Raw genomic sequence first — 25,072 nt, forward strand, 5'->3', positions numbered from 1 at the left:
TGGCTGTCTCATGGACTGAGACAGCCACGCTGACGATGCACAGGCCCGCCACGGTGGAAGGTCAGTGGCCCCGCTGCTTGGCGGCGCTCAGCGCCTGGTCCGCGCGCAGGAACACGGCGGTGGTGGATTCGCCACGATCGGTGGACGCCGCGCCCAGCAGCAACGGCGTGCCGAGTCGTTGCAGGGTGTCATCCGCGACCGTCTCAAACGCGGCCACGGTGTCCGGGGCATGGGCGCTGCCCAGCACCGCGATGAACTCGCCGCTGCCGGTGACCCGGTTGAGGCTGTCGCCGCGGTCCGGCTGCAGGCACTGCTCCAGCGCGACGTCCAGCTGCTGCAGGTGGCGGTCCAGCGTGCGCTCGCCCAACTGCTGTGCCAGCGTGGCCAGGTCCTGCAGCTCCAGGATCACCACGGTGTAGGCGCTGGCCGGGTCGGGCGACGCTTCCTCTGCTGGCACGGCGTGGTCGAGGATGGCGGCCACCTGCTGGTCGCGTTCGCGGCTGCGGCTTTCCATCAGGGTCATGGTCAGCCGGGCCAGCGCCTGCAACGCATCGCGCTGCACGGCATTGAGTTCGCGCGGGGTAACGTCCACCACGCACACGCTGCCCACCGCCGCGCCCTGCTCGGTGACCAGGGGCATGCCGGCGTAGAAACGTGCGCCGATGTCGTTGAGCACCGGGTTGTCGGCGAAGCGCGCGTCCTGGGCCAGGTCGCCGATTTCCATCAACTGATCGGGCTGGCGAATGGCGTGGTCGCATACGGCCACGTTGCGCTCGGTCTGCATGCCGTCCAGCCCGGTGCGTGCCTTGAACCACTGGCGGTCACGATCAATCAGGGTGACCAGCGCCATCGGCGTGCCGCACACGGCGGCCGCTACCTTCACGATGTCATCGTAGGCCGGCTCGGGCAGGCTGCCCACGATATGCAGGGCGTCCAGTGCGCGTTGGCGTTCGGCTTCGGTGGCGGGCGCAGCAGAGGGCGGGGTCATGCAGTGTCCTGATGGCGTCGTCGAGGGGTCAAGCGTAGGGCACGCCGGTGCGTGGAAGGGTTAACCCGGGGTGGATGACGCGCGCTGCGGTTGATGCGCGATTCATCCGCTGCGCGCCGCGCCACAACGGGGCCATGCGTACCGCTGTGCACGCGGCGTAGAGGGTGCGGCGGAATTTTTCACAGGCCCCGCCGTGCCGCCTGCCTAGCATCGGCCACTCTCTTTCCGCCCACACTCGGAGTTTCCATGACTGCTTCCCGCGTTCGCCTGCATGTTGAAGATACCGGCGGTACCGGCCGCCCGGTGGTGCTGATCCACGGCTGGCCGCTGTCGGCCGACTCCTGGAAGGCGCAGGTGCCGGTGCTCAAAGAGGCCGGCTACCGCGTGGTGGCCTACGACCGCCGTGGCTTCGGGCGCTCGGACAAGCCGGCCGACGGCTACGAGTACGACACGCTGGCCGACGATCTGGCCGGCGTGATCAACGACCTCGACCTGCAGGATGTCACGCTGGTGGGCTTCTCGATGGGCGGTGGCGAAGTGGCCCGCTACATCGCCCGCCACGGCGAACAGCGCCTGCACAGCGTGGTGTTCGCCTCGGCCGTGCCGCCGTACATGCTCAAGACCGACGACAACCCCGAAGGGCCGTTGACCCCGGCCAAGGCCGATGAAATGAAGCAGGGCCTGGAGCGCGATCGCGATACGTTCTTCGATGGCTTCACCAAGGACTTCTTCAGCGCCAACGGTGAGCTCAAGGTCAGCGAGAAAGAACGTCAGGAGGCCATCGACCTGTGCAGGCAGTCGGACCAGACGGCGGCGTTGGGCTGCATGAAGGCCTTCGGCACCACCGACTTCCGCCAGGACCTGAAGAAGGTCACCGTGCCCACCCTGGTGCTGCACGGCGACAGCGATGGCACGGTGCCTTACGAGGGTTCGGGCAAGCGCACCCACGCGGCCATTGCCGGGAGCGAGGCGGTGGTACTGAAGGACGCGCCGCACGGCTGCAATGCCAGCCACGCCGAGCAGTTCAACGCGGCGTTGGTGGCGTTCCTGGCCAAGTGACGGTGCGGTAGCATCCGCCCATGCGCCAGACCCGTACCCCGCCGTGGAAGAAGCCCAACCCCAAAGGCGGGGCGTCCCGACCGTTGTCGCCGGCACAAAAGGACGCCGCGCGGCAACGGGCCGAGGAAAACGGCCGTGCCTATCCGAACCTGGTCGACAACATGTGGGCGGCCAAGCTCCCACGCGGGGACTGACGCGCCCTGATGACGCGGCGTCGCCCGGCAACGGGCGGCGACCTCAGCGGCGAATGGCGAGCACGCCGTCCAGGGCCAGGTCGGCCTTGAATCCGGCCTTCTCCAGGCGCTTGGCCACTTCACGTGGCACATCGCGGCCGCTGGTGAGTTTGTTCGGCGCGCCGGTGTAGTGGAACATGCGCCCGCCTTTGCGGATCACCCGCGCCAACTGGTCGTAGAACACCTGCGAATACAACTCGCCGGCAATGCCGAAGCGCGGCGGGTCGTGCAGGATGGCGTCGACCGAACTGGATTCGAGCGCTTCAATGGCCTGTGACACATCGCCCTGGGTCAGCGACAGGCGCCCGCCGCTGCTGGCCGCCTCGGGGTCGGGCGACCACGGGTTGAGCGTGCGCAGCCACAGCACGTCGGGGTTCTTTTCGAACGATTGGATACGGGTGACGCCGCCTTCCAGGCAGCACGCCGCGAAGTAGCCGAGCCCGCCACAGGTATCGAGCACGGTCTTGCCGGCCGGGGCAATCAGCGCCACCTTGCGCCGCGCATCTTCGAACGGCGACACCTGGGCGCTGGGCAGCATCTTGATGCCGTCGATCTCGAAAGTGGGAGCATCCCACTCGGTGGGCACCAGTTTGATCAGTGCCGAGCCGAACCGCGACACCGCCAGGAATTCTTCGCCGTCCCAGTAATACAGGGTGCGGTCTTTGGTCTTGCCCGGGTAGTCGTAGCGCGCGCCCTTCCACAGCCAGTGGTCGGCGGCCAGCGTGGCGGTGCCGGTGGACAGGCCAAGGTCGAGCGAGCCGGTCCATTCGGTCGCGCCGCTGTCGCGGGCGCAGGTGAGGGCTTCGGCAAGCGGGCGGGTCAGCAGGGGGCCGGTGTAATGGGGCACGGAAGTAGGGGCGCCGGGCCTGTGGGGCCGCGTGGCGCAAGTGAGCCAGGGGTGGGCATCGTACCTGAGACCGCGCCCGGGGGCAGGGAGCACTGGCCGGAGGCTCTATAGTACCGGCGACATACCGTGCTGCAGGGCCTTACAGGGAATCGACGTGGGCACACCGTTGGACTACATCCGCCGTTTCCCGCGCTGGACGCGCGCGCTGAAGATGCTGGGCATGGTGCTGGTTGCCGGCTGCAGTGCGCCGCATGCCCCACCCGCAGGCGCCTTGCAGGACGTGCAATCCATCGAGATCCGCTACCAGTACAGCGGCTGGGGCCGGGTGGACGAAGTGCACCGGTTAAAACCGGGCGCGGGCCGACGCACGTTCCAGCGCAGCTCGCAGCTGGACAGCCAGGAAGACCCGGATGCCGTGGTGACCGATGCCATTCCGGTGCAACGCGTTGCCGAGCTGCTGTGGGCGGTTTCCGCGCCGCCATGGCCGCGCGAGCGCGGCGTGGACGCAGTGGCGCGCCGGGTGCGGCCCGCGCGGATACTGGAGCAGGCGCTGCCGTACGACTCGCCGGCGGCACCCGGATGCCCGGCGCGCGCGTTCGAGACCAGGGTGCACGCGCTGCTACAGCGGGCGTCCCTGAAGGCGCAGCTGGATCATTACTACGCCAACGGCCTCTGGACCGATGATGACCCCGCCATGCGGGTGGTGATCCGCTACGAGCACCGGCCACCGCAGGTGCTGGCCTCCAACGAGCGCACGTTGCTGATGTTGCCGTGGGTGCTGGGTGAGCCCGGAGCAGGCGATGCCGCGGTGACCACGTGGTCGGTGCCGGTCAGCCAGGCGCTGCGCCGGCTGCTGCCCGAATCCTCCAAGGCGTTTGAACGGCTGGGGCGGCGCGAGGACGGGACACTGGTGGGGCGGATCGCCGCCACCGCGCGGGTCGCCTGCGAGGCGCAGCATCGCTGACAATGGCGCGCATCAGGTTCCGTAGCGCAGCAGAGTTCCGCGGCTGAACAGCCATTGGCAGCGTCGCTTGCGCATGGCACGCACCTTGCCGTGTTCGACCACCACGTGCGTCTCGTGCAGCGCCTCCCCGTGTACGTGTGCACCGGGCTTGAAACGGAACACGCCACTCTGGCCGTCCGGGGTCAGCAGGGCTTCTTCCATCTGCGCACGTTCGTCTGCATTGAACAGGACCGCGCGCTGTTCGTCGTCGGGGGTGACCAGCGGTGTAGCCACCTGACGCCAGGGCGAGGCGAGCCGGTAGGCGATGAAGTAACGGCCGTCCACGCGGGTCAGTTTGACGGTTTCCCGGCGGTGGGCACCCGGTGCGGCATAGCAGCCGATCAACCGCCCCTGCCCGATCGAATCGCCGTTGCCGCAGCCGGCAAGCAGCAGAAGCGCAGGCAACAACACGGTGGACAATCGCATCAGGCAGCCACGGGTGCGGGTGACCGCGCAGTGTAGCGTCGTCACCCCATTGAGGGGTTGTCTGATGCTTCGCAGCTCCTGCGATGACAGCGCGGCGCGTCACTTTCCCAGCCAATGGTGCTGCGTCTTCTGATCGCTGCCGTGCAGGCGGATACGGACACTGCGAGCATGTCCTGCGATCACCGCCCCTGGCAGCCTGGCAACGCGTACTTCTTCAGTGCGCACCTGCACCGTGCCCACGCCGGGCTGCTGGTGGAGCATGCGCAGGCCTTGCGGCTGGCGTTCCGGGTGGCGCAGCAGGCACGGCCGTTCCGCATCGATGCCATCGTGGTGCTGCCCGACCACCTGCATGGTGTGTGGACGCTACCGGCGGGGGATGATGACGGGCATCGGCGCTGGACGCAGATCCAGGCCATCTTCGACCGCCACCTGCCGGGCAAGCCGCCGCGCGCGGTGCTGCGTCGCGATCGTTGCGCACGGCCGCTGTGGCACAGCAGTTTCCGCGAACACCGCATTCTGGATGAGGACGACTTCCATCGACACGTGGCCTATGTGCACCAGAACCCGGTGAAGCACGGTCACGTGCGCGATGCGATGGAATGGCCGTACAGCTCCATCCATCGCGTGGGGCGGTCGGAGGAGGTGCAGTGCTGAGGTAGTGCCGGTTGCCGCCAGGGTCAGCCGCAACGCACCTTGAATACCGGTCCGGCGCCGATCAGTACCAGGGCCATGTAGTCGCTGTTCTTGTCCTTGCCCTTGAGGGTGGCGCCCGGGTTGAAGTGGAAGATGCCGAACCCGCCAGTGGGCCGGACCAGCGCCTTGTCGATCTGCTCGGCATCGTCCTTGAAGTAGCGGGTGATGTCCGCGCGCGAGGACTCCTGCAGCGCCGTGGGGTCGCGCTGCCATTGCTCGTCGCGGTTGAAGCTGACGAAGTACTGGCCCTGCTGCTGCTCGATGCGGAACTCGGCGGGCTTGCGCGCGTGGGTGGCGTAGCAGCCCAGCAGGGGATCGGCGGAGAACACGCCGGCGCCGGTGTCGGGGTTGCGGCAGGCACCCAACAGCAGGACCGGGGCAAGCAGGGGCAGGCAGATGGCTGGGCGCATGGCAGTGTGCTGGTGCGGCGGTAGGCGCAGTCTAGGCAACGGTGTCCAACGACGCCGTGTAGAGAGGCCGCCGTGTACACCCCTGCCATCCGCCCGGGTGTACGTTGGTGGCCGTCCAGACGAGCAGCGCCCGTGCCCCCGCACCCCCGTCCGCCACCGGCAGCATCCTTCCAACCACGGCAAGCTGCGGCCCGGGCCCCGGTAATGGGCGTGTGCAGCTTCCTCGGGCTGCCGCTGGGCGCTGCGGCCTATTGGCTGGCAGACGTAGGCGGGCAGGGCGATGCAGGCGTGGCCAGCAGCGTCATGGCGGCCATTGGCGTGCTGGCGGCGGCAGGCGTGGGGATGGTGGCCAGCATCGCCGCACGCGAGCGCCGGGAGCGCTGGCCGTGGTTGGGCATCACCGGCGCGTTGGTCAGCAAGGCGCCGCTGCTGCTGTTCCTCGTGGCGTTCATCGCCCATCACTGAGGGCGATGCGGCCAGACGCCACCTCCACCCGACGCGCTCCCACAGGGATGCGCCCCCGGGCGTCGTGGATCGACAGCGCCTCGCCGATACGGTTCAGGGTGTACGTTGGAGGCCTTCCAAACGAGTAGCGCCTGTGCCCCAGGACAACCTTTCGCCTGCATCCACCCTTCCCGCATCACCGCGTGCCGCACGGGCACCCGTGTTGGGGTTGTGCAGTTTCCTTGGCCTGCCCGTGGGGGGGGCGGCCGGCTGGCTGGCCGGCGTGGCCAACCATGGCGTCATTGCCGGGGCCGGTACCACCGGGGTCGCCATCGGTGTGCTCGCCGCGGCGGCCGTGGGGCTGGTGGCCGCCATGGCCTCGCGGGTGCGCCAGGAACGCTGGCCGTGGCTGGGGATCGTCGGTGCGGTGGTCAGCACGGCACCGCTGGCGCTGTTCATCGTGTCGATGCTGCTGCACCGCTGAGGGGGCGGATGTCCCGCGATCGCGCGCTGACGAAGCGCAGCATCACGCCAGCGGCGACGGTTGACTGCCGCTCAATGCCGATGCCGCCGCCAGGCGTTCCACACATGCGTGGCCGCCAGCAGCAGGCTGCCGGCGACGGTCATCGGGGTTTCGCTGTCGTGGCTGGGCCACTCGGCGGCGCCGGCCAGCAACAGCAGCAGGCCCAGCGCGGCGCTGGTGACGGCGGCCGCAGGCAGGCGCTGCTGGCGGTGCGCGCGCCACAAGGCGAAGCCGGTCAGCGGGGCGGCGATGGCCACGAACAGCACGTGCACCCATTCGGCCTGCGCCCACACCCCGAACAAGGGCAGGGTGGCGGCCAGGATCGGCAGGGCCAGGCAGTGCAGCAGGCACAGGCTGGACAGGGCGATGGCGCCGGCATCGAGCAGGGTTGAAGAACGTTTCATGGGGCTGGGGTCCGGCTCAGTGAATGTTATATAGTAACATTTCATTCCGCTGCGGACCCTGTCCCTCCATGAACGCCACTGCTGCCCCCACCGATGCCCGCCTGCCGGTGACCGTGTTGTCCGGTTTCCTTGGCGCCGGCAAGACCACGCTGCTCAACCAGCTGCTGCGCAACCGCGAGGGACGGCGGGTGGCGGTGATCGTCAACGACATGAGCGAGATCAACATCGACGCGCAGCTGGTGCGCGATGGCGGCGCGGCGCTGCGCCGCACCGAAGAGACGCTGGTGGAGTTCAGCAATGGCTGCATCTGCTGCACCCTGCGCGACGACCTGCTGCAGGAGGTCAAGCGGCTGGCCGCCGAAGGCCGCTACGACTACCTGCTGATCGAATCGACCGGCATCGCCGAGCCGATGCCGGTGGCGGCCACCTTCTCGGTCCGCGATGAGGACGGCTTCTGCCTCAACGACATCGCGCGCCTGGATACGATGGTGACGGTGGTGGATGGGCAGAACTTCCTGCACGACTTCGGCTCGACCGACCGGCTTGCCGACCGCGGCCAGCAGGCCGGTGCCGACGACGTGCGCGGGGTGGTGAACCTGCTGGCCGAGCAGATCGAGTTTGCCGATGTGATCGTGGTGAGCAAGTGCGACCTGATCGACGACGACACGCTGCAGTCGACCCTGGCCGTGCTGCGCGCAATGAACCGCGAGGCGCGGCTGGTGCTGTCCGAACAGGGCAACGTGCCGCTGCACGACGTGCTGGATACGCACCGCTTCGACTACATCAAGGCGCAGTTGGCACCGGGTTGGATGCAGGCCCTGCGTGGCGTGCATACGCCGGAGACCGAGGCGTACGGCATCAGCAGTTTTGTGTACCGTGCGCGCCGGCCGTTCCACCCGCAGCGGTTCGCACAGCTGTTGCAGCAGGGGCTGGGGCCGGTGATCCGCAGCAAGGGGTTCTTCTGGCTGGCCAACCGCATGGACTGGGTGGGCGAGCTGTCCAGCGTGGGCGCGGCCACCCGTACCGAGGCGGCCGGTTTCTGGTACGCCGCACGCGAGCGGGTGGAGGCCGGGCTGGAGGACGCCCCGCCGCTGCTGCCACCGCCGCAGGTGCCTTACACCGACGTCGGTTGGGTGCGCCAACAGGCCGCCTGCTGGACCGCGCCCATGCCGTGCATGGACGAGGTGGGCGATGCCGGCGAGTACCAGGCCATGCGCCGCATGTGGCACCCGTGGTGGGGCGATCGCCGCCAGGAGCTGGCGGTGATCGGGGTGGAGATGGACGAGCGCGCGGTGCGCGCCGAGTTCGACGCCTGCCTGCTCACCGATACCGAGATGCGCGCCGGGCCGATGCTGTGGCAGCTGCTGCCCGACGCGTTCCCGTCGTGGTCGCGGCACTGACGGCGCCGCCTACACCGGCGTCAACGACCAGCCTTCGGTGCCCGCGTCCAGGAGGTGGGTCAGCCCCACGGCATCCAGCAGCGCCTGGTCGTGCGAGACAATCATCAGCGTGCCGTTGAACTGGCTCAGCATCTGCTCCAGCGCGGCCAGGGAGGGCAGGTCAAGGTGGTTGCCGGGTTCGTCGAGCAGCAGCAATTGCGGCGGCGCGCGCGCGTACAGCACGGCGGCCAGCGCGGCCTTCAGGCGCTCGCCGCCACTCAGCGTGGACAGCGGGCGCAGGCTGCGTTCGGCGTCCAGCCCGAGCAGCGCAAGCCGGGTGCGCGCATCGGCGTCGCCGGCCTCGGGGTGGGCCTGGCGCAGCAGCGAAAGCGCCGTTGCCTGCGCGGGCAGCGATGACAGGGATTGGTCGAGCAGCGCGGTGCGCGCGGCCACCGTGCAGGTACCGGCAACGGCATCGCAGTCGCCGGCCAGCAGCCGCAGCAGCGTGGATTTGCCACTGCCGTTCGGGCCGCGCACGCCGATGCGCTGACCGCGCTGCACCCGCAGGCTGAGCTGCCGCCAGGGCGGCGACACCCACGGCAGCTGCACGTCGATAAGCTCGGCCACGCGCTGCGGCCCGGGCTCCGCCTGGTGGGGCGCGAGCAGGGCAATCCCGGCGACATCGTCCACCTGCGCAGCGGCCTCGCGCACGCGGGCGTCCAGCGCGGCGCTGCGCTCCAGTTGCTGGGCCTGCCAGCGCCCGGCACTGTGCTCGCTGCGGTTCTTCATGCCGCCCAGCAGGATCGGGGCCTGGTTGGCCGTGCGCGCGGTGCGTTGCGCGCGCGACTGGCGGTGCTCAAGCCGTTCGCGTTGCTCACGCGCGGCGTCGTGCTGGTGGCGCCGTTCGCGCTTGCGCAGCGCCAGCAGTTCGGTGGCGGCGCTGTGCTCGTCGTGCTTCTGCGCCGCATACAGGTCGTAGTTGCCGCCGTAGCTGCGCAGCCCGCCCGGCGACAGTTCGACAATGCGCTGCATCGCGCGTAGCACGTGGCGGTCGTGGCTGATCACCACCAGGCCGCCGCGCCAGTGCGCCAGCGCATCCAGCAGCCGCGTGCGATGGCGGGCATCGAGGTGATTGCTGGGCTCGTCGAGGATCAGACCGTCGGCCTGCGACAGCAGCGCACCGCCCAAGGCCACCTGCATGGCCTGGCCGCCGCTGAGCGAGGCGGCCGGTTGTGCCGGGTCCAGCGGCGGCAACCCCAACTGCTGCCACTGCACTTGCAGTTGTTCGCGGATGTTCCAGCGCTCGCCTACCGCGGTGAAATCGGCGGGATCGACACTGCCGGCCTCGATGCGCGTCAGCGCAGCCAGCAGCGGGGCCACGCCCGCCAGCGCGGCGATGCTGCCCGGCGGGGCACCGCTGTGCTGGGCCAGCAGGTGCACGCGGCCGTGGCGCTGCACCTGGCCGGCACTGGGCGCGCGCTGGCCGGCCAACACGCGGGCCAGCAAGCTCTTGCCCACGCCATTGCGCCCGACCAGGCCGGTCGGGGTGGTGTCGAAGTGGGTGCTGATATCGGAAAACAGAACCCGCCCATCGGGCAGGGTGTAGGTCACGCGGTCGAGCGTGAGGGAAAATGCGGTCATGCGACCTCCAGGGATGCCGTGGGTTCCCTTCACGCACGGGGCGGGAAGGACACAGGCCGTCAAACAGACGGCGGGGCATCACTGGCGCATGCGGGCATACCTCATTACACAGGCGACTGGCTGTCGCGACGCCAGTATAGATTTGCGCCGCGCCAAGGGAGTGAATGCACGCTGTTCAACAACTCACGCCGGTGAGTCGGGCGCTGACGAAATCGATGAATACCCGCAGCTTGGGGAGCACGTGGCGGCCTGACGGCCACAGCAGGTGGAAGGTGCCGCAGGCGTGGATCTGCTCGGGCAGCACGCGCACCAGGCGGCCATCGGCCAACGCATCGCGTACCGAGTGCTCGGGGATGTAGGCGATGCCGCGCCCGGCCAGCGCGAAGGCCAGGCGTGCCTCGATGGTGTTGGCCACCATCGACACCGGCAGCTCCAACGCCGGTTCCCCCGACGCGCGTGGCAGCGGCCACGATTCCAGCTTGCCGCTGCTCGGGAAACGGTAGTGCAGGCAGTCGTGCTGCAGCAGATCGTGCGGGGCCTGGGGCGTGCCGCGCCGGGCCAGATACTCGGGCGAGGCCACCAGGTAGCGGGGGAACACGCCCAGCCGGCGCGCGCTGAGCCGCGAGTCGGACGGCTCGCCCACGCGCAGCACCGCGTCGAAGCCTTCTTCGACCACATCGACCAGGCGGTCGTCGAAATCCAGCTCCAGGCGGATGCCGGGGTAGGTGGCCATGAACGCGGCCAGGATCGGCAGCGACAGGTCACCCACCAGCGGCAGGCTGAGCCGCAACACGCCACACGGGGCGGCGGCCTGCTGGGCCAGTTCGGTGCGGCCGGCGTCCAGCTCGTCGAGGATGCGACGGCAGCGCAGCAGGAAGCGCTCGCCCTCGGCGGTCAGGGTCACGCTGCGCGTGCTGCGATGGAACAGGCGCACGCCCAAGGCCTGCTCCAGGCGGGTGATGGTCTTGCCGGTGGCCGAGGCCGACACGCCGAGCAGGCGCCCGGTGTCGACGAAGCTGCGGGTGTCGGCCACGTGCACGAAGGTCTGCAGGTTGCCGATGTTGTCCAAAGCCGACATGGCCGAACTCAAGGGGAAAGGCGCCACTCTAGCGGCCCGGCGCGGCGGCGGTGCAGGGCGGATGGAATGCAGCGGTGCGTGCGGGGGGGCAGCGGCGGCATCCCTTGCTGGTACGGGGTCTGCACCGATTGCGGAATGCACTGTCCGGAATGAGTGGACTGCGACCTGGGTGTTTGGCGCGCCGCCGAACACCGAGCATGGCGCTCCCCCCGCTGCTGGAATTCCGCCATGTCCTCCGTGCTTGATGCGCCTCCCCTTGTCCCGCCGCGCCTGGCCGCGGTGGATACCGTGCTCTCCGCCGCCCATGCCGACCAGCGCGTTGTCGGCGCGGTGGTGCTGGTGCGCGAACATGGCCAGCTGCGCCACGCCAGCGCCAGCGGCTGGGCCGACCGCGAGCAACAGCGGCCGATGCAGCCCGATGCCCTGTTCCGGCTGGCGTCGGTAAGCAAGCCGATCGTGACCGCCGCGGTAATGCGCCTGGTGGCGCAGGGGCACGTATCGCTGGATGCACCGGTCACCGATTGGCTGCCTGACTTCCGGCCCGCGCTGCCTGATGGCACCCGGCCGGTCATGACCCTGCGCCAGCTGCTCAGCCACAGTGCCGGGCTTGGCTATCGCTTCCTGGATGCCGACGCCGAAGGCCCGCATGCGCGCGCCGGGGTCAGCGACGGCATGGACGACAGCCCGATCACCCTGCACGAGAACCTGCGGCGGATCGCCGATGTGCCGCTGCTGTTCCCGCCCGGGCAGGGCTGGCACTACGCGCTGGGTGTGGACGTGGCCGGTGCCGTGCTGGAAGCGGCCACTGGTCAGCCGCTTGCGCAGGTCGTGCGCGAGCAGGTGACTGCGCCGTTGGGCATGAAGGACACTGGTTTCCACACCACGACCCCGGTGCGCCTGGCCACGCCCTACGTGTCCGATACGCCGCAACCGCACCGGTTGCGCGAAGGCGAGGTGGTGCCGCCCTTCGAAGGCACGGCGGGAATTGCCTACAGCCTTGCCCGGGCCAGCAACCCGGATGCATTTCCTTCCGCCGGCGGCGGCATGGTGGGCACCGCGCAGGATGTGATGCGCCTGCTGGAAGCGCTCCGCGGCGATGCCGAGCGCGCCTGGCTGCCGGCGTCCAGCGTGGCCGCGATGGCGCGTGCGCAGGTGGGCGAGCAGGGGCCGCCGGATGCACCGGGCTGGGGCTTCGGGCTGGGGTTTGCGGTACTGCGGGACCCGGCACTTGCCGCCACGCCGCAGGCGGCGGGCAGCTGGTGCTGGGGCGGTGCCTATGGACACAGCTGGTTCGTCGATCCGGCGCGCGGGGTGAGCGTGGTGGCGCTGACCAACACCTTGTACGAGGGCATGCATGGCCCGTTCGTGGCGCAGCTGCGCGATGCGGTGTACGCCGACCTTGCTGCCGGTGCACGGGCATGAGCGGCGCAGGCATGAGTGGCGAGGCGGGTTCAGGCGTGCTTGCCGACGCGCCCACGGCGGCCGAGCGGTTGCCGTTGTCCGGGTTGCTGGCGCTGGCCTGCGCCGGCTTCATCACCATCCTCACCGAAGCCTTGCCAGCCGGGCTGCTGTCGCCGATGAGCGCCGATCTGGGCGTCAGCCGCGCGTTGGTGGGGCAGTTGGTGACCATCTATGCGTTCGGCTCGCTGGTGGCGGCGTTACCGATGACCGCCCTCACCCAGCGGCTGCCGCGGCGACCGCTGCTGTTGGCGGCGATTGCCGGGTTCGTGGTGGTCAACACGGTCACCGCACTGACCCACCATTACGCGGTGATGCTGGTGGCACGCTTCGTCGCCGGCATCAGCGCGGGCCTGTTGTGGTCGTTGGTGGCCGGCTATGCCAGCCGCATGGTCGCGCCCCGGTTGCAGGGGCGCGCCATTGCGGTGGCGATGGTGGGGACGCCGCTGGCGTTGTCGCTGGGCATTCCCGCCGGTACGTTGCTGGGGCAGACCATCGGCTGGCGCTGGGCGTTCGCGCTGATGTCGCTGCTGAGCGTGGGCCTGCTGGTGTGGGCGCGGTTGGCCTTGCCGGCACTGTCGGCTCCCGGCGCGGGCGCGCGGCAGACGCTGGGCGCGGTATGGCGGCTGCCAGGTATGCGCGCAGCGCTGTTGACCATGTTCCTGTTCGTGCTGGCGCACAACGTGCTGTACACCTACATCGAACCGTTTGCAGCGCTGTCCGGCGCGGTGGCCTGGCTGGACCGGCTGCTGCTGGTCTTCGGTGTGGCCGCGCTGGTGGGCATCTGGATCACCGGGATGTGGGTGGACCGCTGGCTGCGCGTGCTGGTGATGGCCAGCACGGCCGCGTTCGTGCTGGCCGCGTTGGCCTTCGCGCTGTGGCCCGCATCGGCCGGGGTACTGGTGCTGGGCACGGTGGTGTGGGGCATGGCGTTCGGCGGCGTTCCCACCTTGTTCCAGACCGCTGTGGCGCGTCGCGCCGGGGTGGCCGGCGACATCGCGCAATCGTTCGTGGTCACCGGTTGGAACCTGGCCATCGCCATCGCCGGGGTGGTGGGCGGGGTGATGCTGGAAACATGGGGCGAGCGGTGGCTGCCGGGCGTGGTGCTGGCGCTGCTGGCTGCCACGGTACTGGTAGTGCTGCGGCGGCCGGGCGCGTGGGCGCCCACGTCGGGGACGTAGCGCCCGGCTCTGCCGCTCTTGGACGTAGCGCCGGGCTCTGCCGCGCCGCGAGGTTCGCAGGGCGCCATGGCGTAGAACGCGTCGCCACGCGCCAGGGACCCACCGCGTCGGGACGTAGCGCCCGGCTCTGCCGCTGTTGGACGTAGCGCCGGGCTCTGCCCGGCTGCTTTCCGCAGGAATATCGAACTGCCGGGCAGAGCCCGGCACCACGTGTTCTGGCCCGGCACCACGTGTTCTGGCCCGGCACCACGATTGGTTTAAGGTGGCGGCACGGATCAGGAGGGTTGCGTGCGCCACATCGTGTTGCGTTGGATGGGACTGGGACTGCTGGGACTTGCCGCGGCCGTGCAGGCCGCGCCGGACCAGCGCATTGCGTTGACCATCGACGACCTGCCCTGGCAGCGGCTGGATGAGCGCGATGATCCGGAGCTGGCACACCGCCACGCGCAGCTGCTTGCCGCGTTGAAGGCGGCGCAGGTGCCGGTGGTGGGGTTCGTCAATGAGATCAAGCTGGAGCGCGATGGCCAGGTGCAGCCGGCGCGCGTGCAGATGCTGCGCGACTGGCGCGATACCGGGTTCGAACTGGGTAACCACACCCGTGGCCACGTGGACCTGCATGCGATCGGGCTGGCGGCCTACGAGCAGGACATCCTGCGTGGCGAGCAGACGCTGCGCCCGTTGCTGGCCGAACGCGGGCAGACGCCACGCTGGTTCCGCCATCCGTACCTGCGTGCCGGGGAGACCCCGCAGCAACGCGCGGCGCTGGCGGCCTTCCTGGACCAGCACGGCTATCGCATTGCGCCGGTTACGGTGGACAACAGTGAGTGGATCTGGGCCTTCGCCTACGACCATGTGCGCGACACCGAGGCCGACCCGGTGGTGCGCGAGGCCCGGCTGCGCCAGCTGCGGCGAGGCTATGTGCCCTACATGCTGAGCAAGCTGGACTACTACGAAGACCAGTCGCGTCACCTGCTGGGCCGGTTGCCGGCGCAGGTGTGGTTGATGCATGCCAACGCGCTCAATGCGGCCAGCATCGACGAACTGATCGCCGCTACCCGCCGAAGAGGCTACACGTTCATTACCCTGGAGCAGGCGCTGCAGGACCCCGCCTATGCGCACGCCGATGGCTACAACGGCGCCGGCGGCATCAGCTGGATCCACCGCTGGGCGATGGCAGAGGGCAAGCCGCGCAGCTTCTACGCCGGCGAGCCCAAGGTGCCGCGTTGGGTGCTGGAGCTGGCGGGCATCGCCAACGAGTAGCGCCGGGCTCTGCCGCGCCGCGTGACCTGCGGGCGCCATGGCGTGGAACGCGTCGCCACGCGGCTGTGTCCTCTCGCGCCTTCGGGAGCGAGTAGTGCCGGGCTCTGCCGCGCCGCGCGACCTGCGGGCGCCATGGCGTGGAACGCGTCGCCACGCGCCTGTGTCCTCTCGCGCCTTCGGGAGCGCGTAGCGCCGGGCTCTGCCCGGCAGTTCAGGATCCCCGCAGAAAAGCAGCCGGGCAGAGCCCGGAGCTACGTGGCGACGCGTTATACGCGATGGCGCCCACGAACCTCGCGGCGCGGCAGAGCCCGGCGCTACTCCACCGCGCTGTTCGGGTTCTGGAAGTTCTCGCGCGCCTTGCCGTACTGCTGCAGGCGCTGGTGGTGGAAGGCGATGAAGGCCTCCGGGGACAGCGCACGCGAGAACAGCCAGCCTTGCCCGAACTCCACCTGGCGGGCCTGGAGATAGGCCAGCTGGGCGGGGGTTTCGATGCCTTCGGCTACGGTGAACAGGCCCAGGGTCTTGGCCATGTCGATGATGTGCGAGGTGACCGGGCTGGTGGCGCTGTCGGTGCCGATGGCATCGATGAACGACTTGTCGATCTTCAAGGCATCCAGTGGCAGCTGCTGCAGGTACTGCAGGCTGGAATAGCCCACGCCGAAATCGTCGATGGCCACGCAGTGCCCGGTGCGCCGCGCGATGGCCAGGGTGTTGCGCGCGCGCTGGATGTCGATGAAGCCGCGCTCGGTGGCCTCCAGCCAGATCTGCTGCGGGTGGATGCCGGTGCCGGCCAGCTTGGCCGCCAGCACCTTGAGGGCGCGCCCGCTGCTGACATCGCCGGCCGACAGGTTGATGGCGATATGCGCGCTGCGGTCTTGGACCAGCAGCTCGCGCATGTCGTCGATGACGCGCTCGATCACCTGGTCGGTCAGTGCGTCGATCAGGCCATGTTCCTCGGCCAGCGGAATGAACAGGTCCGGGCGCACGTGGCTGCCGTCGGGCCGGGTCCAGCGCACCAGCGATTCGGCGCCCACGCAGATGCCCGTGTCCAGCTCGATGATGGGCTGGTAGTGCATGTGGAACTCGCGCCGGCGCACGGCCGTGGCCAGTTCCCCGCGCAGCGACAGCCGCCGCCGCGACAGCCACACCACCGCAGCGATCGCCGCCAGCGCGCCCAGCACGCCCAACGGAATGAACTGCCGGAACTGCTGGCGGAAGCTGGCCAGCAGGTCGGTGCGCGGGGCGGTGGCGATGGCCAGCCACTCCTGGTCCTGCGCGGTGGCATACAGGGTGTGGTTGTCCATGCCGCTGTGCGGATCGCGCAGCAGGCGTTGCAGCAGCGGCTGGTCGAGCAGGTCCTGCTGGGCCATCAGGCGGCCATCGGGGCTGGCCACGGCCAGGCGCACGTTGGGATCGGCAATGACGTCCACGAAGCGGGACGGGTCCATCAGGATGTCGTAGCGGCCAAAGTGCAGGGCGATCAGCGGCGACCCATCGCCGGCGATCGGCCGTACCCCCAGGGTGATGCCGGCGCCGTCGGCGGTCACATGGTCCGGCCGGGGCTCGGGCACCTGTGCGTCCATCATGCCCCAGGAAGTGCACCGCAGGCGGCCGTCTTCGAAGTAGCCCACCTGTTCGGCCGAGTGGGTGCTCAGGGTGAGGGCCCGCATCAGGTGCAGGTGCTCGGCCGAGCACGGTTCCAGCGGGCTCTGGTTGAGCCGGCGCAGGGCCAGCATGCCGGCTTCGTAGGCGCGGTTGGCGCGCAGCAGGGTGCGTTCGGCGGTGAGCTGGAGGCGGGTCGCCTCCGCTTCGGTGGCCCGGCTCCAGGTGAAGTACACCAGGCCGGCGATCGGCACGAAGGCGCCGAGCAGGGCGAACAACACGGTGGCGGCGATGATCCTGGCGCGGTTCAAGCAGACCTCGATGCCGTGGAAGGGAGACGGGGGCGGCGCTCACGACCTCGACCCCCCGTGACCCGCTGCGCTATCTCACCACCTGACGGGCGGGATTGGAACCGGGATGTTCCGGGGTACCCGTCAGGCGGCCGCCCGCCGGGCTGTCGGGCCGCGTCGGAGAGGGTGAAACCGACATCGACCGGCCGCAAATGCACGCAACAGTGGCGCGGCGGCCAGCGGTCTTCTATGTTCAGAGCCTTCGCCCTGCTGGCCCCGCCCATGACCGATCCCGCCGTGCCGCCGCAACACCTCCGGCGCAGCCTGTCCAACCGCCACCTGCAGCTGATCGCCATCGGGGGGGCCATCGGCACCGGCCTGTTCATGGGCTCGGGCAAGACCATCAGCCTGGCCGGCCCGTCGATCGTGCTGGTCTACCTGATCATCGGCGCGATGCTGTTCTTCGTGATGCGCGCGATGGGCGAGCTGCTGCTGTCCAACCTGGAGTACAAGTCGTTCATCGACTTCTCCACCGACCTGCTCGGGCCTTGGGCCGGATTCTTCTGCGGATGGACCTACTGGTTCTGCTGGATCATCACCGCCATCGCCGATGTGATCGCCATCGCCGCCTATGCGCAGTTCTGGTTTCCCGAACTGGCGCCGTGGATACCGGCGCTGCTGTGCGTGATCCTGCTGCTCAGCCTGAACCTGGTCACGGTGAAGCTGTTCGGTGAAATGGAATTCTGGTTCGCGCTCATCAAGATCATCGCCATCTGCGCGTTGATCATCACCGGCTTCGGGCTGGTGGCGTGGGGCTTCACCTCGCCGTCGGGCCACCAGGCCTCGTTCGCCAACCTGTACAACGACGGCGGCCTGTTCCCGATGGGCATGGCCGGGTTCTTCGCCGGCTTCCAGATCGCGGTGTTCGCCTTCGTCGGCATCGAACTCGTCGGCACCACCGCCGCTGAAACCGCCGATCCCGAGCGCAACCTGCCCAAGGCGATCAACTCCATCCCGGTGCGCATCATCGTGTTCTACGTGCTGGCCCTGATCGCGATCATGGCCGTCACCCCCTGGCGCGAAGTGGTGCCGGGCAAGAGCCCGTTCGTGGAGCTGTTCGTGCTTGCCGGCATTCCGGCTGCGGCGAGCCTGATCAACTTCGTGGTGCTCACCTCGGCCACCTCGTCGGCCAACAGCGGCATCTTCTCCACCAGCCGCATGATGTACGGGCTGGCCGAAGAACGGCACGCCCCGAGCTTCTTCGCGCGCCTGTCGCGGGCGGCGGTACCGGCACGGGGCCTGCTGTTCTCGTGCATCTGCCTGCTGCTGGGCACCATGCTGATCTACCTGATCCCCAACCTGGTTACCGCCTTTACGCTGGTCACCACGCTGGCGGCCGTACTGTTCATGTTCGTGTGGTCGCTGATCCTGTGTTCGTACATCGTGTACCGCCGCCGTCGCCCGCAGCTGCACGCGGCGTCCAGGTTCAAGATGCCGGGCGGCGTCTTCATGTGCGGGGTCTGCCTGGCGTTCTTCGTGTTCGTGCTGGTGCTGCTCACCCTGCAGCCGGACACCCTGTACGCGCTGGCGATCAGCCCGCTGTGGTTCCTGCTGCTGGGCCTGGGCTATGCGGCCAAGCGGCTGATCGCGCGTTGAGCCGGGCGGGGCCCGCCGCCATGGCGGGCCCGGTATTCACCTTCGGTTCGCAGCCAGGGCCGGATGATCGCGCCGCACCCTTCCGTGCCCCGATCCGAGCCCATGAATCCGACCCTGCCTGCCGCGTTGGCCCTGTTGTCGATGCTGCTGCCGTGGTCGGCGTCGGCGCGCACGGTGTACCGCTGCGTGCGGGACAACACCGTGAGCCTGGCCACCGCGCCCGAGCCGGGCTCGAAATGCACGCCGCAGCAGATCGATGACAGCGCCGTGCAGACCCCCAACCTGTGGGGCAACATGGGCATCTTCAGCGGCACCCTGTACGAACGCGAGCAGGACGGAGCGCTGGTGTATTCCACGCGCAACCTGCCCGGGTCACGGGTGTTCCTGAAGTTCACCGTGGCCACCCCGCCCGGCGAGCCGGCGCACGAGGGGCTGGGCAAGGTGGGCACGCCACAGCTCAACCGCCATGCCAAACAGTTCAAGGCGGCGGCCAAGGCCACCGGCGTGGACGATGCCTGGCTGCGTGCGATCGCCCATGCCGAAAGCGGCTTCGATGCCGGTGCGATATCGCCCAAGGGCGCGCAGGGCGTGATGCAGCTGATGCCCGATACCGCCACCGAATGGGGCGTGGCCGACCCGCTGTCGGCCGAACAGTCCATCAACGGGGGCGCGCGCTACATGAAGGCGCTGCTGAAGCGCTACAAAGGCGACCGCACCCTGGCGGCGGCCGCGTACAACGCCGGGATCGGCGCGGTGACCCGCTACAAGGGCGTGCCGCCGTACGCCGAAACCCTGGCGTACGTGGAAAAAGTCAGCGCGTTGTACCAGCGCTACCGCGAGGCGATGGGCTTCAAGGTGGAAACGCCGGCGCGCTGATCGCGGCGTGCGGCCTCACCGCCACGCACCGCGCCCGTAGATCGGCAAGGTCTCGCGGCGGCCGACCCGTTCCAGCGCGGCGCGCACATCGGGTCGCTTCAGCAGCGCTTCCCAGCGTGCGTCGTTGTCCACGTCGGCGGGCATCGGGGGCAGCGCGCGGAAGTCCTGCATCACCTCCAGCAGGTCCTGGCGGCGCCGGGGCGACTGCAGTTCGGTGATGACCCAGCGTGCCGCCTCGTCGGTGCGCTGCTCTTCCAGCAGCACGTTTACATACACGCTGCGGCCCTCGTCCTGGTTGGCCTGCAACCACTGGCGGGCCTGCGCCGAGCGCGCGGTATCCCCCAGCGACCGGTACGCGCTGAAACGGATCCACTGGCGCAGGTACTCGCCGAACATCGGCGCCTCCTCCAGCCCGTCCAGGGTCTGCAGGGCACGCGCCGGTTTGGCGCTGGACAGGTACCAGCTGGCCAGGTAGAGCCGCTGCAGCGGGTTCACCGTGTCGCCCTCGTCGGTGAGCGTACTGGCCAGCTCCAGCGTTGCCTCGGTCTGGTCGTTCTGGCCCAGCCGGTGCTGGGCCACGGCGCGGTGCAGCAGCACCCACGCCGCGTAGGCTCCACCAGGGAAGCTGCGCGGGGCGCCGGCCTCGGTCAGGCGTGCATGGAGCGGGTCCGTAGCGGTCAGCACCTGCGCGTGCTCGCCCAGCAACAGCAGGGTGTCGGTGAGCGCGGCGAGGTCGCTGGCCTCTGGCTGCAACAAGGCCGACACGCGCAGGGCATCGGCATGGCGACGCGCCGATTGCAGCGGGTCGAAGCGCGGATCGCGGCGGTCGACCACGGCATCGAAACGCTTGTCGCTGCGCAGCGCGACCACTTCGATCGGCGCATCGATACGCATCACGGTGGCGGCCAGGCGTTGCTGCTGTCCGGCATCGGCCTGCAGCGTGGCCAGCGTCAGCCACACGGCCGTCGGCTCCAGGCCATCGACCTTCCACTGACGGTCGAACAGCACCTCCAGCAGCGCGCGGTAGTCATCGGGCTGCTCCTGCAGCGCATCGCCCAGCCGGTACACCAGCGGGGCATCGATGTCGGCCAGGAACCGGTCCGATGCACGCAGCGAGTGGGTGATCAGGGCGGCGCCCTGCACCGGTTGGTCCTGCAGCAGCTTCAGGCGACCCAGCACATACAGCGCACGTGCGTCATCGGGCGCCTGCTTCAGTGCCGCGTCCAGGTAGCGCTGCGTCTCCTGCGGCTGGCGCGCGTTGAACGCCGTGCGCCCGGCACTGACCCACCCTTCCAGGCGTTGTGCGGCATCCAGGGTGGCCAGGTTGGGATCGTTGAATACGCGTTCGAAGCCGATCAGTGCACCGACGCTATCGCCCTGCTCGGCCAATGCGATGGTGTCGGTCAGGCGCTGCGCAAGTGCGTCTTCAGGCGGTGTGGCCACCGGCGTCGCGGCGAGTGCTGGCATACCGGACATCGCCAGCAGCAGGGATAGGGCGAGGCGATGGTGCGGGCGGTGCATGGCGCATCCTTGCGTGGGGTCTGCACCGATTGAACCCGGAACCACGCAGCCACACAAGCGCATGGGGTGTGCAGACGCGCAGGCAACGTTTAAGGTCTACGCCGGACAAGCGCAGGGATGGCAATGAAACGTTGGCAGGTAATGATCGGCGGGGTGGTGGCGATCACCGCTGCGGCACTGGCATGGACGTTTTTCGACACGCCTGCATCGGCGCCGGTTGACCAGGGCCCGGTACCCACGCCGCTGGCGTGGCAGGCGCAGATTCAGGTGCTGGCCGGTGATGGGGTGGGTGGCCTGCGCGATGGAGCCGGTGCACAGGCGCGCTTCGCCGATCCGTATGCGCTGGTGGTTGATGCGCACGGTGTTGCCTACATCGCCGACGCCGGCGACAACAATCGCATCCGCCGGGTGTATGCCGATGGGCGCGTGGATACGTTGGCCGGCACCGGCGAGGGGTGGCGCGATGGGCCGGGCGCGCAGGCGCAGTTCCATACCCCATCGGGCATCGCGCTGGATGCCGCGGGCAACGTGTACGTGGCCGACACCGGCAACCACCGCATCCGCCGGATCGGCGCCGATGGCGTGGTGAGCACGCTTGCCGGCGACGGGGTGGCGGGCTTTGCCGATGGGCCGGCCGCGCAGGCGCGGTTCGATGCGCCGATGGGCGTGGCCGTGGATGCCAGCGGCCGCGTGTACGTGGCCGATACCTACAACGACCGTATCCGGGTGATCGAGCTGGACGGCATGGTACGCACGGCGGCGGGCGGCGAGCATCCGGGCAACGTGGATGGGTTCGGTGCCGAGACGCGCCTGGATACGCCGGTGGCCCTGGCGCTGGACACCCACGGCAACCTGTTGATCGCCGACCTGTACAACAACGCCATCCGGCGGCTGTCGCCGGACGGCATGCTGCGCACCCAGGTGGCCAACGGCAGCGTGATGAGCGGTCCGTTGTCGGTGGCCGTTACCCATGATGATGTGCTGTACGTGGGCGACATCAACGGCAAGGTGGTGCAGGTGTCCACGCAGGGCCACCAGGTGGCGTTGGCGGGCGTTTCACCGCAGCCGCGCTTTGCGCGGCCCAGCGGGTTGGCACTGGATGCGCAGGGCGCTGTCTACCTGGCCGATGCCGCGGCGTACCGCGTGCATCGCCTGCGTCCGCTGGACATTGGTGCGGTGCCGGCACCGGCGTTGACCGGTCCCGCCGCCAATGCGCCGTTGCCGGTGACGGGTGGGCGTTGGCCGCTGGCCCCCCAGGACGGGTGGCATGAAGTGGTGGGCACGCTGGGTGAAGTGCGCGGCAACTTCAGCGGTGAGAGCCGCCACCACCTGCACGGCGGCTTCGATATCCGCGGCGATGTCGGCCAGCGCGTGCTGGCCATCGCCGATGGCAAGGTCGACAGCGCCTTTGCCAGCTGGTCGGTGGGCGGGCAGGCCGAAGGCATGGCGCTGGGTCGGCTCAAGTACATCCACATGCAGGTGGGGCGCGACCCGCGTGGCCAGCCGTTCGACGCCCGCTGGCAGCAGGTGCTGGACATGGACGGCAAACTGGAACGGGTACGCGTGCGCCGGGGCACGCGCTTCCATGTGGGCGAGCCGCTGGGCAGCATCAACCGTATGGCGCACGTGCACCTGAGCGTGGGCGCCAGCGGATTCGAGCGCAACGCGGTGGCGCTGGGCTTTGTCGGCTACGCCGATGCGTTCGCACCGCGCATCACCTCGGTGGAAGTACTGGACGACCAGGACCTGCCGATCAAGGCCGTGGGCACGGCGCCGCTGGTGGTGCCACGGCAGGGCCCCGGCGTGCAGATCGTGGTGGAAGCGTGGGACCAGGTGGACCGCAACCTGCCGCGTCGTCGCCTGGGCGCCTACCAGGTGGGTTACCAGATCCTGGATGCACAGGGCCAGCCGCTGGCCGGGTACGAGCAGCCGCGCTTCAACATCGTGTTCAACCGCATGCCGCCGCAGGACAGTGCCACCGTGGTGGCCTATGCGCCGGACAGCGGCATCACCGTGCACGGCAGTGCGGTTACACGCTTCCGCTACCTGGTAACCAACACGGTACGCGATGGGCTGGTGGAAACAGGCCGTTGGCGGCCCGACGCGCTGCCCGCCGGCGACTACGTGATCCGGGCCAGCGTGCGCGACTACAGCGGCAACGAGGGCGTCGGCGCGCGCGATCTCAAGATCACGCTGTTGTAGCGCGGCTCAGGCGCCGACGCGTTCGCGCTCGGCGTCCATGTCGGCCAGCGGCCGCACCTCGATGCTGCCAAAGCGCGACCACGGGAACTGCCGGGCGATGCGCAGTGCATCGTCGTGGTCGCGCGCGTTGATCAGGTTGAAGCCGGCCAGCAGTTCGTGGGTTTCGGCGAACGGCCCGTCGGTGATGCGCTCCTTGCCCTGGCGGGTGCGCAGGGTACGGGCGCTGTGCACCGGCTCCAGTTTCTGCGCCAGCACCAGGGTGCCGTCGGCCTGCAGGGCATCGGCGTGCTGCAGGCAGTCGTGCATCAGGCGGTCGTATTCCTCGCCGGGCAGGGCCTGCAACAGGCCGTCGTCGATGTAGATCAGCAGCAGGAATTGCATGGCCGGCAGGCTCCGGGGCAGGGGCGGCCATGATGCCGCAGCCGGCGCATCCGTGCTGTTGCAGCGCGGCACGCGGTGCCTGTTCAGGCGGCTCCGGGCGGCGGCGGAAATTATTTTTGCCGACGTGTCGATTTCCGGCGCCCGGCTGCGTTGTATCCCTTGAAGGGCCCACCAACCGGGCCCGCCCTGAGGGAAACACCGATGAAAGTCATGGTACTGGTCAAGGCGACCCCGGAGACCGAGGCCGGTGAGATGCCGACCGAGCAGGAAATCCGCGCCATGGGCGCCTACAACGAACAGCTGGTGCAGGCCGGGATCATGCTGGCCGGCGAGGGCCTGCACGCCACCTCACGCGCGCGCCGCGTGGCCTTCGGGGCGCAGCCGCCGCGGGTGATCGATGGCCCCTTCGCCGAGACCCGCGAACTGGTCTGCGGGTTCTGGCTGTGGCAGGTGCGCTCGCTGGACGAAGCCACCGAGTGGCTGAAGCGCGCTCCGTTCGGCCCGGGCAGCGTGGTCGAGCTGCGTCCGATCTTGAGCGCCGAGGATTTCGGCGAGGCCTTCACCCCCGAATTACAGGCGCAGGAACAGCGTCTGCGCGAGCAGATCGGCGCCGCCGACTGACCCACCCGACTTCCCTGGAGCACTCCCATGAAACTGATTCCGTTCCTTGGCTTCAACGGCAAGACCCACGAGGCCATGGCCTTCTATGCGCAGGTGCTGGGCGGCAAGGTCACCTCGGAAATGAGGTACCGCGACATGCCGCCGATGGAGAACACCGACGGCTGCGGCGAGATGCCGCCGGAAACGCTGGACCACGTTGCGCACAGCCAGCTGGAAGTGGGCAGCGCGATCCTGATGGCCGCCGATGGCCCGTCCAGCGGCGGGGAAAACAGCACCACCATCAACATCGACGTGGACACCGTGGAAGAGGCCGAGCGCGTGTTCAAGGCGCTGGCCGACGGCGGTGAGGTCAAGATGCCGATCGGCGAAACGTTCTGGGCCCACCGCTGGGGCTTCCTGATCGACCGCTACGGCAAGCCGTGGATGGTCAACTGCATGAAACAACCCTGATTCCCACACTTCTAAGGATGGCACCGTGAGCGATTCCCCGCAGATGATCTTCGTCAACCTGCCCGTGCGCGACCTGGAGGCGTCCAAGACGTTCTTCGCCGCGCTGGGCTACACCTTCAACCCGACCTTCACCGACGCCAACGCGGCCTGCATGATCATCAGCGACAGCATCTTCGTGATGCTGCTGGTGGAGTCGTTCTTCCGCGGCTTTACCACCCAGCCGATCAGCGACGCGCGCCAGCAGACCGAGGTGATCACCTGCCTGTCGGCGACCAGCCGCACGGCGGTCGACGCGCTGGTGGACAAGGCCCTGAAGGCCGGTGCCAGCGAGCCGATGCCCGCGCGCGACTACGGCTTCATGTACCAGCGCGGCTTCCAGGACCTGGATGGTCATCTGTGGGAAATTGCGCACATGGACGGCGAACCCGGCTGACCGGAACAAAGCC

The 25,072-nt window shown here is 69.1% G+C and carries 26 protein-coding genes; 16 read left to right on the forward strand and 10 right to left on the reverse strand.

Annotated features, from left to right (window positions below):
• Nucleotides 1-61 precede the first annotated feature (61 nt).
• A complete protein-coding gene (locus tag ABIA71_RS13355) occupies nucleotides 62-988 on the reverse strand; it encodes a GAF domain-containing protein (protein ID WP_354285714.1) in 927 nt (308 codons plus the stop codon).
• A 246-nt stretch (nucleotides 989-1,234) separates the two neighbouring features.
• Between ABIA71_RS13355 and ABIA71_RS13360 the strand changes: the two genes are divergently transcribed.
• Nucleotides 1,235-2,047: an alpha/beta fold hydrolase gene (locus ABIA71_RS13360; RefSeq protein ID WP_354285716.1), complete on the forward strand. Its 813-nt coding sequence runs from the start codon at nucleotides 1,235-1,237 to the stop codon at nucleotides 2,045-2,047.
• A gap of 20 nt (nucleotides 2,048-2,067) precedes the next feature.
• The gene (locus tag ABIA71_RS13365; protein ID WP_181393967.1) at nucleotides 2,068-2,241 is read left to right on the forward strand and encodes a hypothetical protein; all 174 of its coding nucleotides are present in this window, start codon (nucleotides 2,068-2,070) and stop codon (nucleotides 2,239-2,241) included.
• 43 nt (nucleotides 2,242-2,284) lie between these two features.
• On the opposite strand, the gene ABIA71_RS13370 is transcribed toward ABIA71_RS13365, so the two are convergent.
• A complete protein-coding gene (locus tag ABIA71_RS13370; RefSeq protein WP_354285718.1) occupies nucleotides 2,285-3,127 on the reverse strand; it encodes a class I SAM-dependent methyltransferase in 843 nt (280 codons plus the stop codon).
• Nucleotides 3,128-3,281: 154 nt separating this feature from the next.
• Here ABIA71_RS13370 and ABIA71_RS13375 point away from each other — a divergent pair, with 154 nt between their 5' ends.
• Complete coding sequence (locus ABIA71_RS13375) at nucleotides 3,282-4,091, forward strand: hypothetical protein (protein ID WP_354285720.1); 810 nt, start codon at nucleotides 3,282-3,284, stop codon at nucleotides 4,089-4,091.
• Between the two features lie 12 nt (nucleotides 4,092-4,103).
• Here the strand turns inward: ABIA71_RS13375 and ABIA71_RS13380 are convergent, their stop codons facing one another.
• The gene (locus ABIA71_RS13380; protein WP_354285722.1) at nucleotides 4,104-4,556 is read right to left on the reverse strand and encodes a hypothetical protein; all 453 of its coding nucleotides are present in this window, start codon (nucleotides 4,554-4,556) and stop codon (nucleotides 4,104-4,106) included.
• A 168-nt stretch (nucleotides 4,557-4,724) separates the two neighbouring features.
• On the opposite strand from ABIA71_RS13380, the gene ABIA71_RS13385 reads away from it, so the two are divergent.
• Nucleotides 4,725-5,210, forward strand: a complete 486-nt coding sequence (locus ABIA71_RS13385) for an REP-associated tyrosine transposase (protein ID WP_128095782.1) — start codon at nucleotides 4,725-4,727, stop codon at nucleotides 5,208-5,210.
• A gap of 23 nt (nucleotides 5,211-5,233) precedes the next feature.
• On the opposite strand, the gene ABIA71_RS13390 is transcribed toward ABIA71_RS13385, so the two are convergent.
• Entirely contained in the window at nucleotides 5,234-5,659 is a 426-nt protein-coding gene (locus ABIA71_RS13390; protein ID WP_354285724.1) for a hypothetical protein, read from the reverse strand.
• A gap of 204 nt (nucleotides 5,660-5,863) precedes the next feature.
• On the opposite strand from ABIA71_RS13390, the gene ABIA71_RS13395 reads away from it, so the two are divergent.
• Nucleotides 5,864-6,124: a hypothetical protein gene (locus ABIA71_RS13395; RefSeq protein WP_502961247.1), complete on the forward strand. Its 261-nt coding sequence runs from the start codon at nucleotides 5,864-5,866 to the stop codon at nucleotides 6,122-6,124.
• 199 nt (nucleotides 6,125-6,323) lie between these two features.
• On the forward strand, nucleotides 6,324-6,587 hold the full coding sequence (locus ABIA71_RS13400) for a hypothetical protein (protein WP_258223647.1): 264 nt from the start codon (nucleotides 6,324-6,326) through the stop codon (nucleotides 6,585-6,587).
• A gap of 71 nt (nucleotides 6,588-6,658) precedes the next feature.
• Here ABIA71_RS13400 and ABIA71_RS13405 read toward each other — a convergent pair whose 3' ends face one another.
• The gene (locus tag ABIA71_RS13405) at nucleotides 6,659-7,030 is read right to left on the reverse strand and encodes a MerC domain-containing protein (RefSeq protein ID WP_354285727.1); all 372 of its coding nucleotides are present in this window, start codon (nucleotides 7,028-7,030) and stop codon (nucleotides 6,659-6,661) included.
• Nucleotides 7,031-7,098: 68 nt separating this feature from the next.
• On the opposite strand from ABIA71_RS13405, the gene ABIA71_RS13410 reads away from it, so the two are divergent.
• Entirely contained in the window at nucleotides 7,099-8,430 is a 1,332-nt protein-coding gene (locus ABIA71_RS13410) for a GTP-binding protein (protein ID WP_354285729.1), read from the forward strand.
• A gap of 9 nt (nucleotides 8,431-8,439) precedes the next feature.
• Here the strand turns inward: ABIA71_RS13410 and ABIA71_RS13415 are convergent, their stop codons facing one another.
• Both ABIA71_RS13415 and ABIA71_RS13420 read right to left on the reverse strand, forming a co-directional pair.
• Nucleotides 8,440-10,050: an ABC-F family ATP-binding cassette domain-containing protein gene (locus ABIA71_RS13415; protein ID WP_354285731.1), complete on the reverse strand. Its 1,611-nt coding sequence runs from the start codon at nucleotides 10,048-10,050 to the stop codon at nucleotides 8,440-8,442.
• Nucleotides 10,051-10,225: 175 nt separating this feature from the next.
• The gene (locus tag ABIA71_RS13420) at nucleotides 10,226-11,128 is read right to left on the reverse strand and encodes a LysR family transcriptional regulator (protein ID WP_354285733.1); all 903 of its coding nucleotides are present in this window, start codon (nucleotides 11,126-11,128) and stop codon (nucleotides 10,226-10,228) included.
• A gap of 228 nt (nucleotides 11,129-11,356) precedes the next feature.
• Here ABIA71_RS13420 and ABIA71_RS13425 point away from each other — a divergent pair, with 228 nt between their 5' ends.
• From ABIA71_RS13425 to ABIA71_RS13435, 3 genes are all read left to right on the forward strand, one after another.
• Nucleotides 11,357-12,550: a serine hydrolase domain-containing protein gene (locus ABIA71_RS13425; RefSeq protein WP_354285734.1), complete on the forward strand. Its 1,194-nt coding sequence runs from the start codon at nucleotides 11,357-11,359 to the stop codon at nucleotides 12,548-12,550.
• Nucleotides 12,547-13,767, forward strand: a complete 1,221-nt coding sequence (locus ABIA71_RS13430; protein WP_502961248.1) for an MFS transporter — start codon at nucleotides 12,547-12,549, stop codon at nucleotides 13,765-13,767. Before ABIA71_RS13425 ends, ABIA71_RS13430 begins: the two co-directional genes overlap by 4 nt.
• A 303-nt stretch (nucleotides 13,768-14,070) precedes the next feature.
• A complete protein-coding gene (locus ABIA71_RS13435) occupies nucleotides 14,071-15,027 on the forward strand; it encodes a polysaccharide deacetylase family protein (RefSeq protein WP_354285806.1) in 957 nt (318 codons plus the stop codon).
• 314 nt (nucleotides 15,028-15,341) lie between these two features.
• On the opposite strand, the gene ABIA71_RS13440 is transcribed toward ABIA71_RS13435, so the two are convergent.
• Nucleotides 15,342-16,940 carry an EAL domain-containing protein gene (locus ABIA71_RS13440; RefSeq protein WP_354285736.1) on the reverse strand — a complete coding sequence of 533 codons (1,599 nt, stop codon included), beginning with the start codon at nucleotides 16,938-16,940 and terminating at the stop codon, nucleotides 15,342-15,344.
• 261 nt (nucleotides 16,941-17,201) lie between these two features.
• On the opposite strand from ABIA71_RS13440, the gene cycA reads away from it, so the two are divergent.
• On the forward strand, nucleotides 17,202-18,575 hold the full coding sequence (cycA, locus tag ABIA71_RS13445) for a D-serine/D-alanine/glycine transporter (RefSeq protein ID WP_354285738.1): 1,374 nt from the start codon (nucleotides 17,202-17,204) through the stop codon (nucleotides 18,573-18,575).
• Between the two features lie 102 nt (nucleotides 18,576-18,677).
• Nucleotides 18,678-19,451 (forward strand): lytic transglycosylase domain-containing protein, encoded by a 774-nt coding sequence (locus ABIA71_RS13450; protein WP_038690762.1) that lies wholly within the window; start codon nucleotides 18,678-18,680, stop codon nucleotides 19,449-19,451.
• A 15-nt stretch (nucleotides 19,452-19,466) separates the two neighbouring features.
• On the opposite strand, the gene ABIA71_RS13455 is transcribed toward ABIA71_RS13450, so the two are convergent.
• Nucleotides 19,467-20,972: a tetratricopeptide repeat protein gene (locus ABIA71_RS13455; RefSeq protein ID WP_354285740.1), complete on the reverse strand. Its 1,506-nt coding sequence runs from the start codon at nucleotides 20,970-20,972 to the stop codon at nucleotides 19,467-19,469.
• 123 nt (nucleotides 20,973-21,095) lie between these two features.
• Here ABIA71_RS13455 and ABIA71_RS13460 point away from each other — a divergent pair, with 123 nt between their 5' ends.
• Nucleotides 21,096-23,174, forward strand: a complete 2,079-nt coding sequence (locus ABIA71_RS13460) for an NHL repeat-containing protein (RefSeq protein WP_354285742.1) — start codon at nucleotides 21,096-21,098, stop codon at nucleotides 23,172-23,174.
• Nucleotides 23,175-23,180: 6 nt separating this feature from the next.
• Here the strand turns inward: ABIA71_RS13460 and ABIA71_RS13465 are convergent, their stop codons facing one another.
• Nucleotides 23,181-23,555, reverse strand: a complete 375-nt coding sequence (locus ABIA71_RS13465) for a YciI family protein (RefSeq protein WP_354285744.1) — start codon at nucleotides 23,553-23,555, stop codon at nucleotides 23,181-23,183.
• Nucleotides 23,556-23,756: 201 nt separating this feature from the next.
• Between ABIA71_RS13465 and ABIA71_RS13470 the strand changes: the two genes are divergently transcribed.
• From ABIA71_RS13470 to ABIA71_RS13480, 3 genes are read left to right on the forward strand one after another with little or no spacing between them, the layout of a single operon-like run.
• Complete coding sequence (locus tag ABIA71_RS13470; RefSeq protein ID WP_354285746.1) at nucleotides 23,757-24,176, forward strand: YciI family protein; 420 nt, start codon at nucleotides 23,757-23,759, stop codon at nucleotides 24,174-24,176.
• A gap of 27 nt (nucleotides 24,177-24,203) precedes the next feature.
• Nucleotides 24,204-24,626 carry a VOC family protein gene (locus ABIA71_RS13475; protein WP_128095817.1) on the forward strand — a complete coding sequence of 141 codons (423 nt, stop codon included), beginning with the start codon at nucleotides 24,204-24,206 and terminating at the stop codon, nucleotides 24,624-24,626.
• Nucleotides 24,627-24,669: 43 nt separating this feature from the next.
• On the forward strand, nucleotides 24,670-25,059 hold the full coding sequence (locus tag ABIA71_RS13480) for a VOC family protein (RefSeq protein WP_354285808.1): 390 nt from the start codon (nucleotides 24,670-24,672) through the stop codon (nucleotides 25,057-25,059).
• The last annotated feature ends 13 nt before the right edge of the window (nucleotides 25,060-25,072 follow it).

This window comes from Stenotrophomonas sp. 2619 (assembly GCF_040548725.1).
GTDB classification, from domain to species: Bacteria; Pseudomonadota; Gammaproteobacteria; order Xanthomonadales; family Xanthomonadaceae; genus Stenotrophomonas; species Stenotrophomonas maltophilia_AP.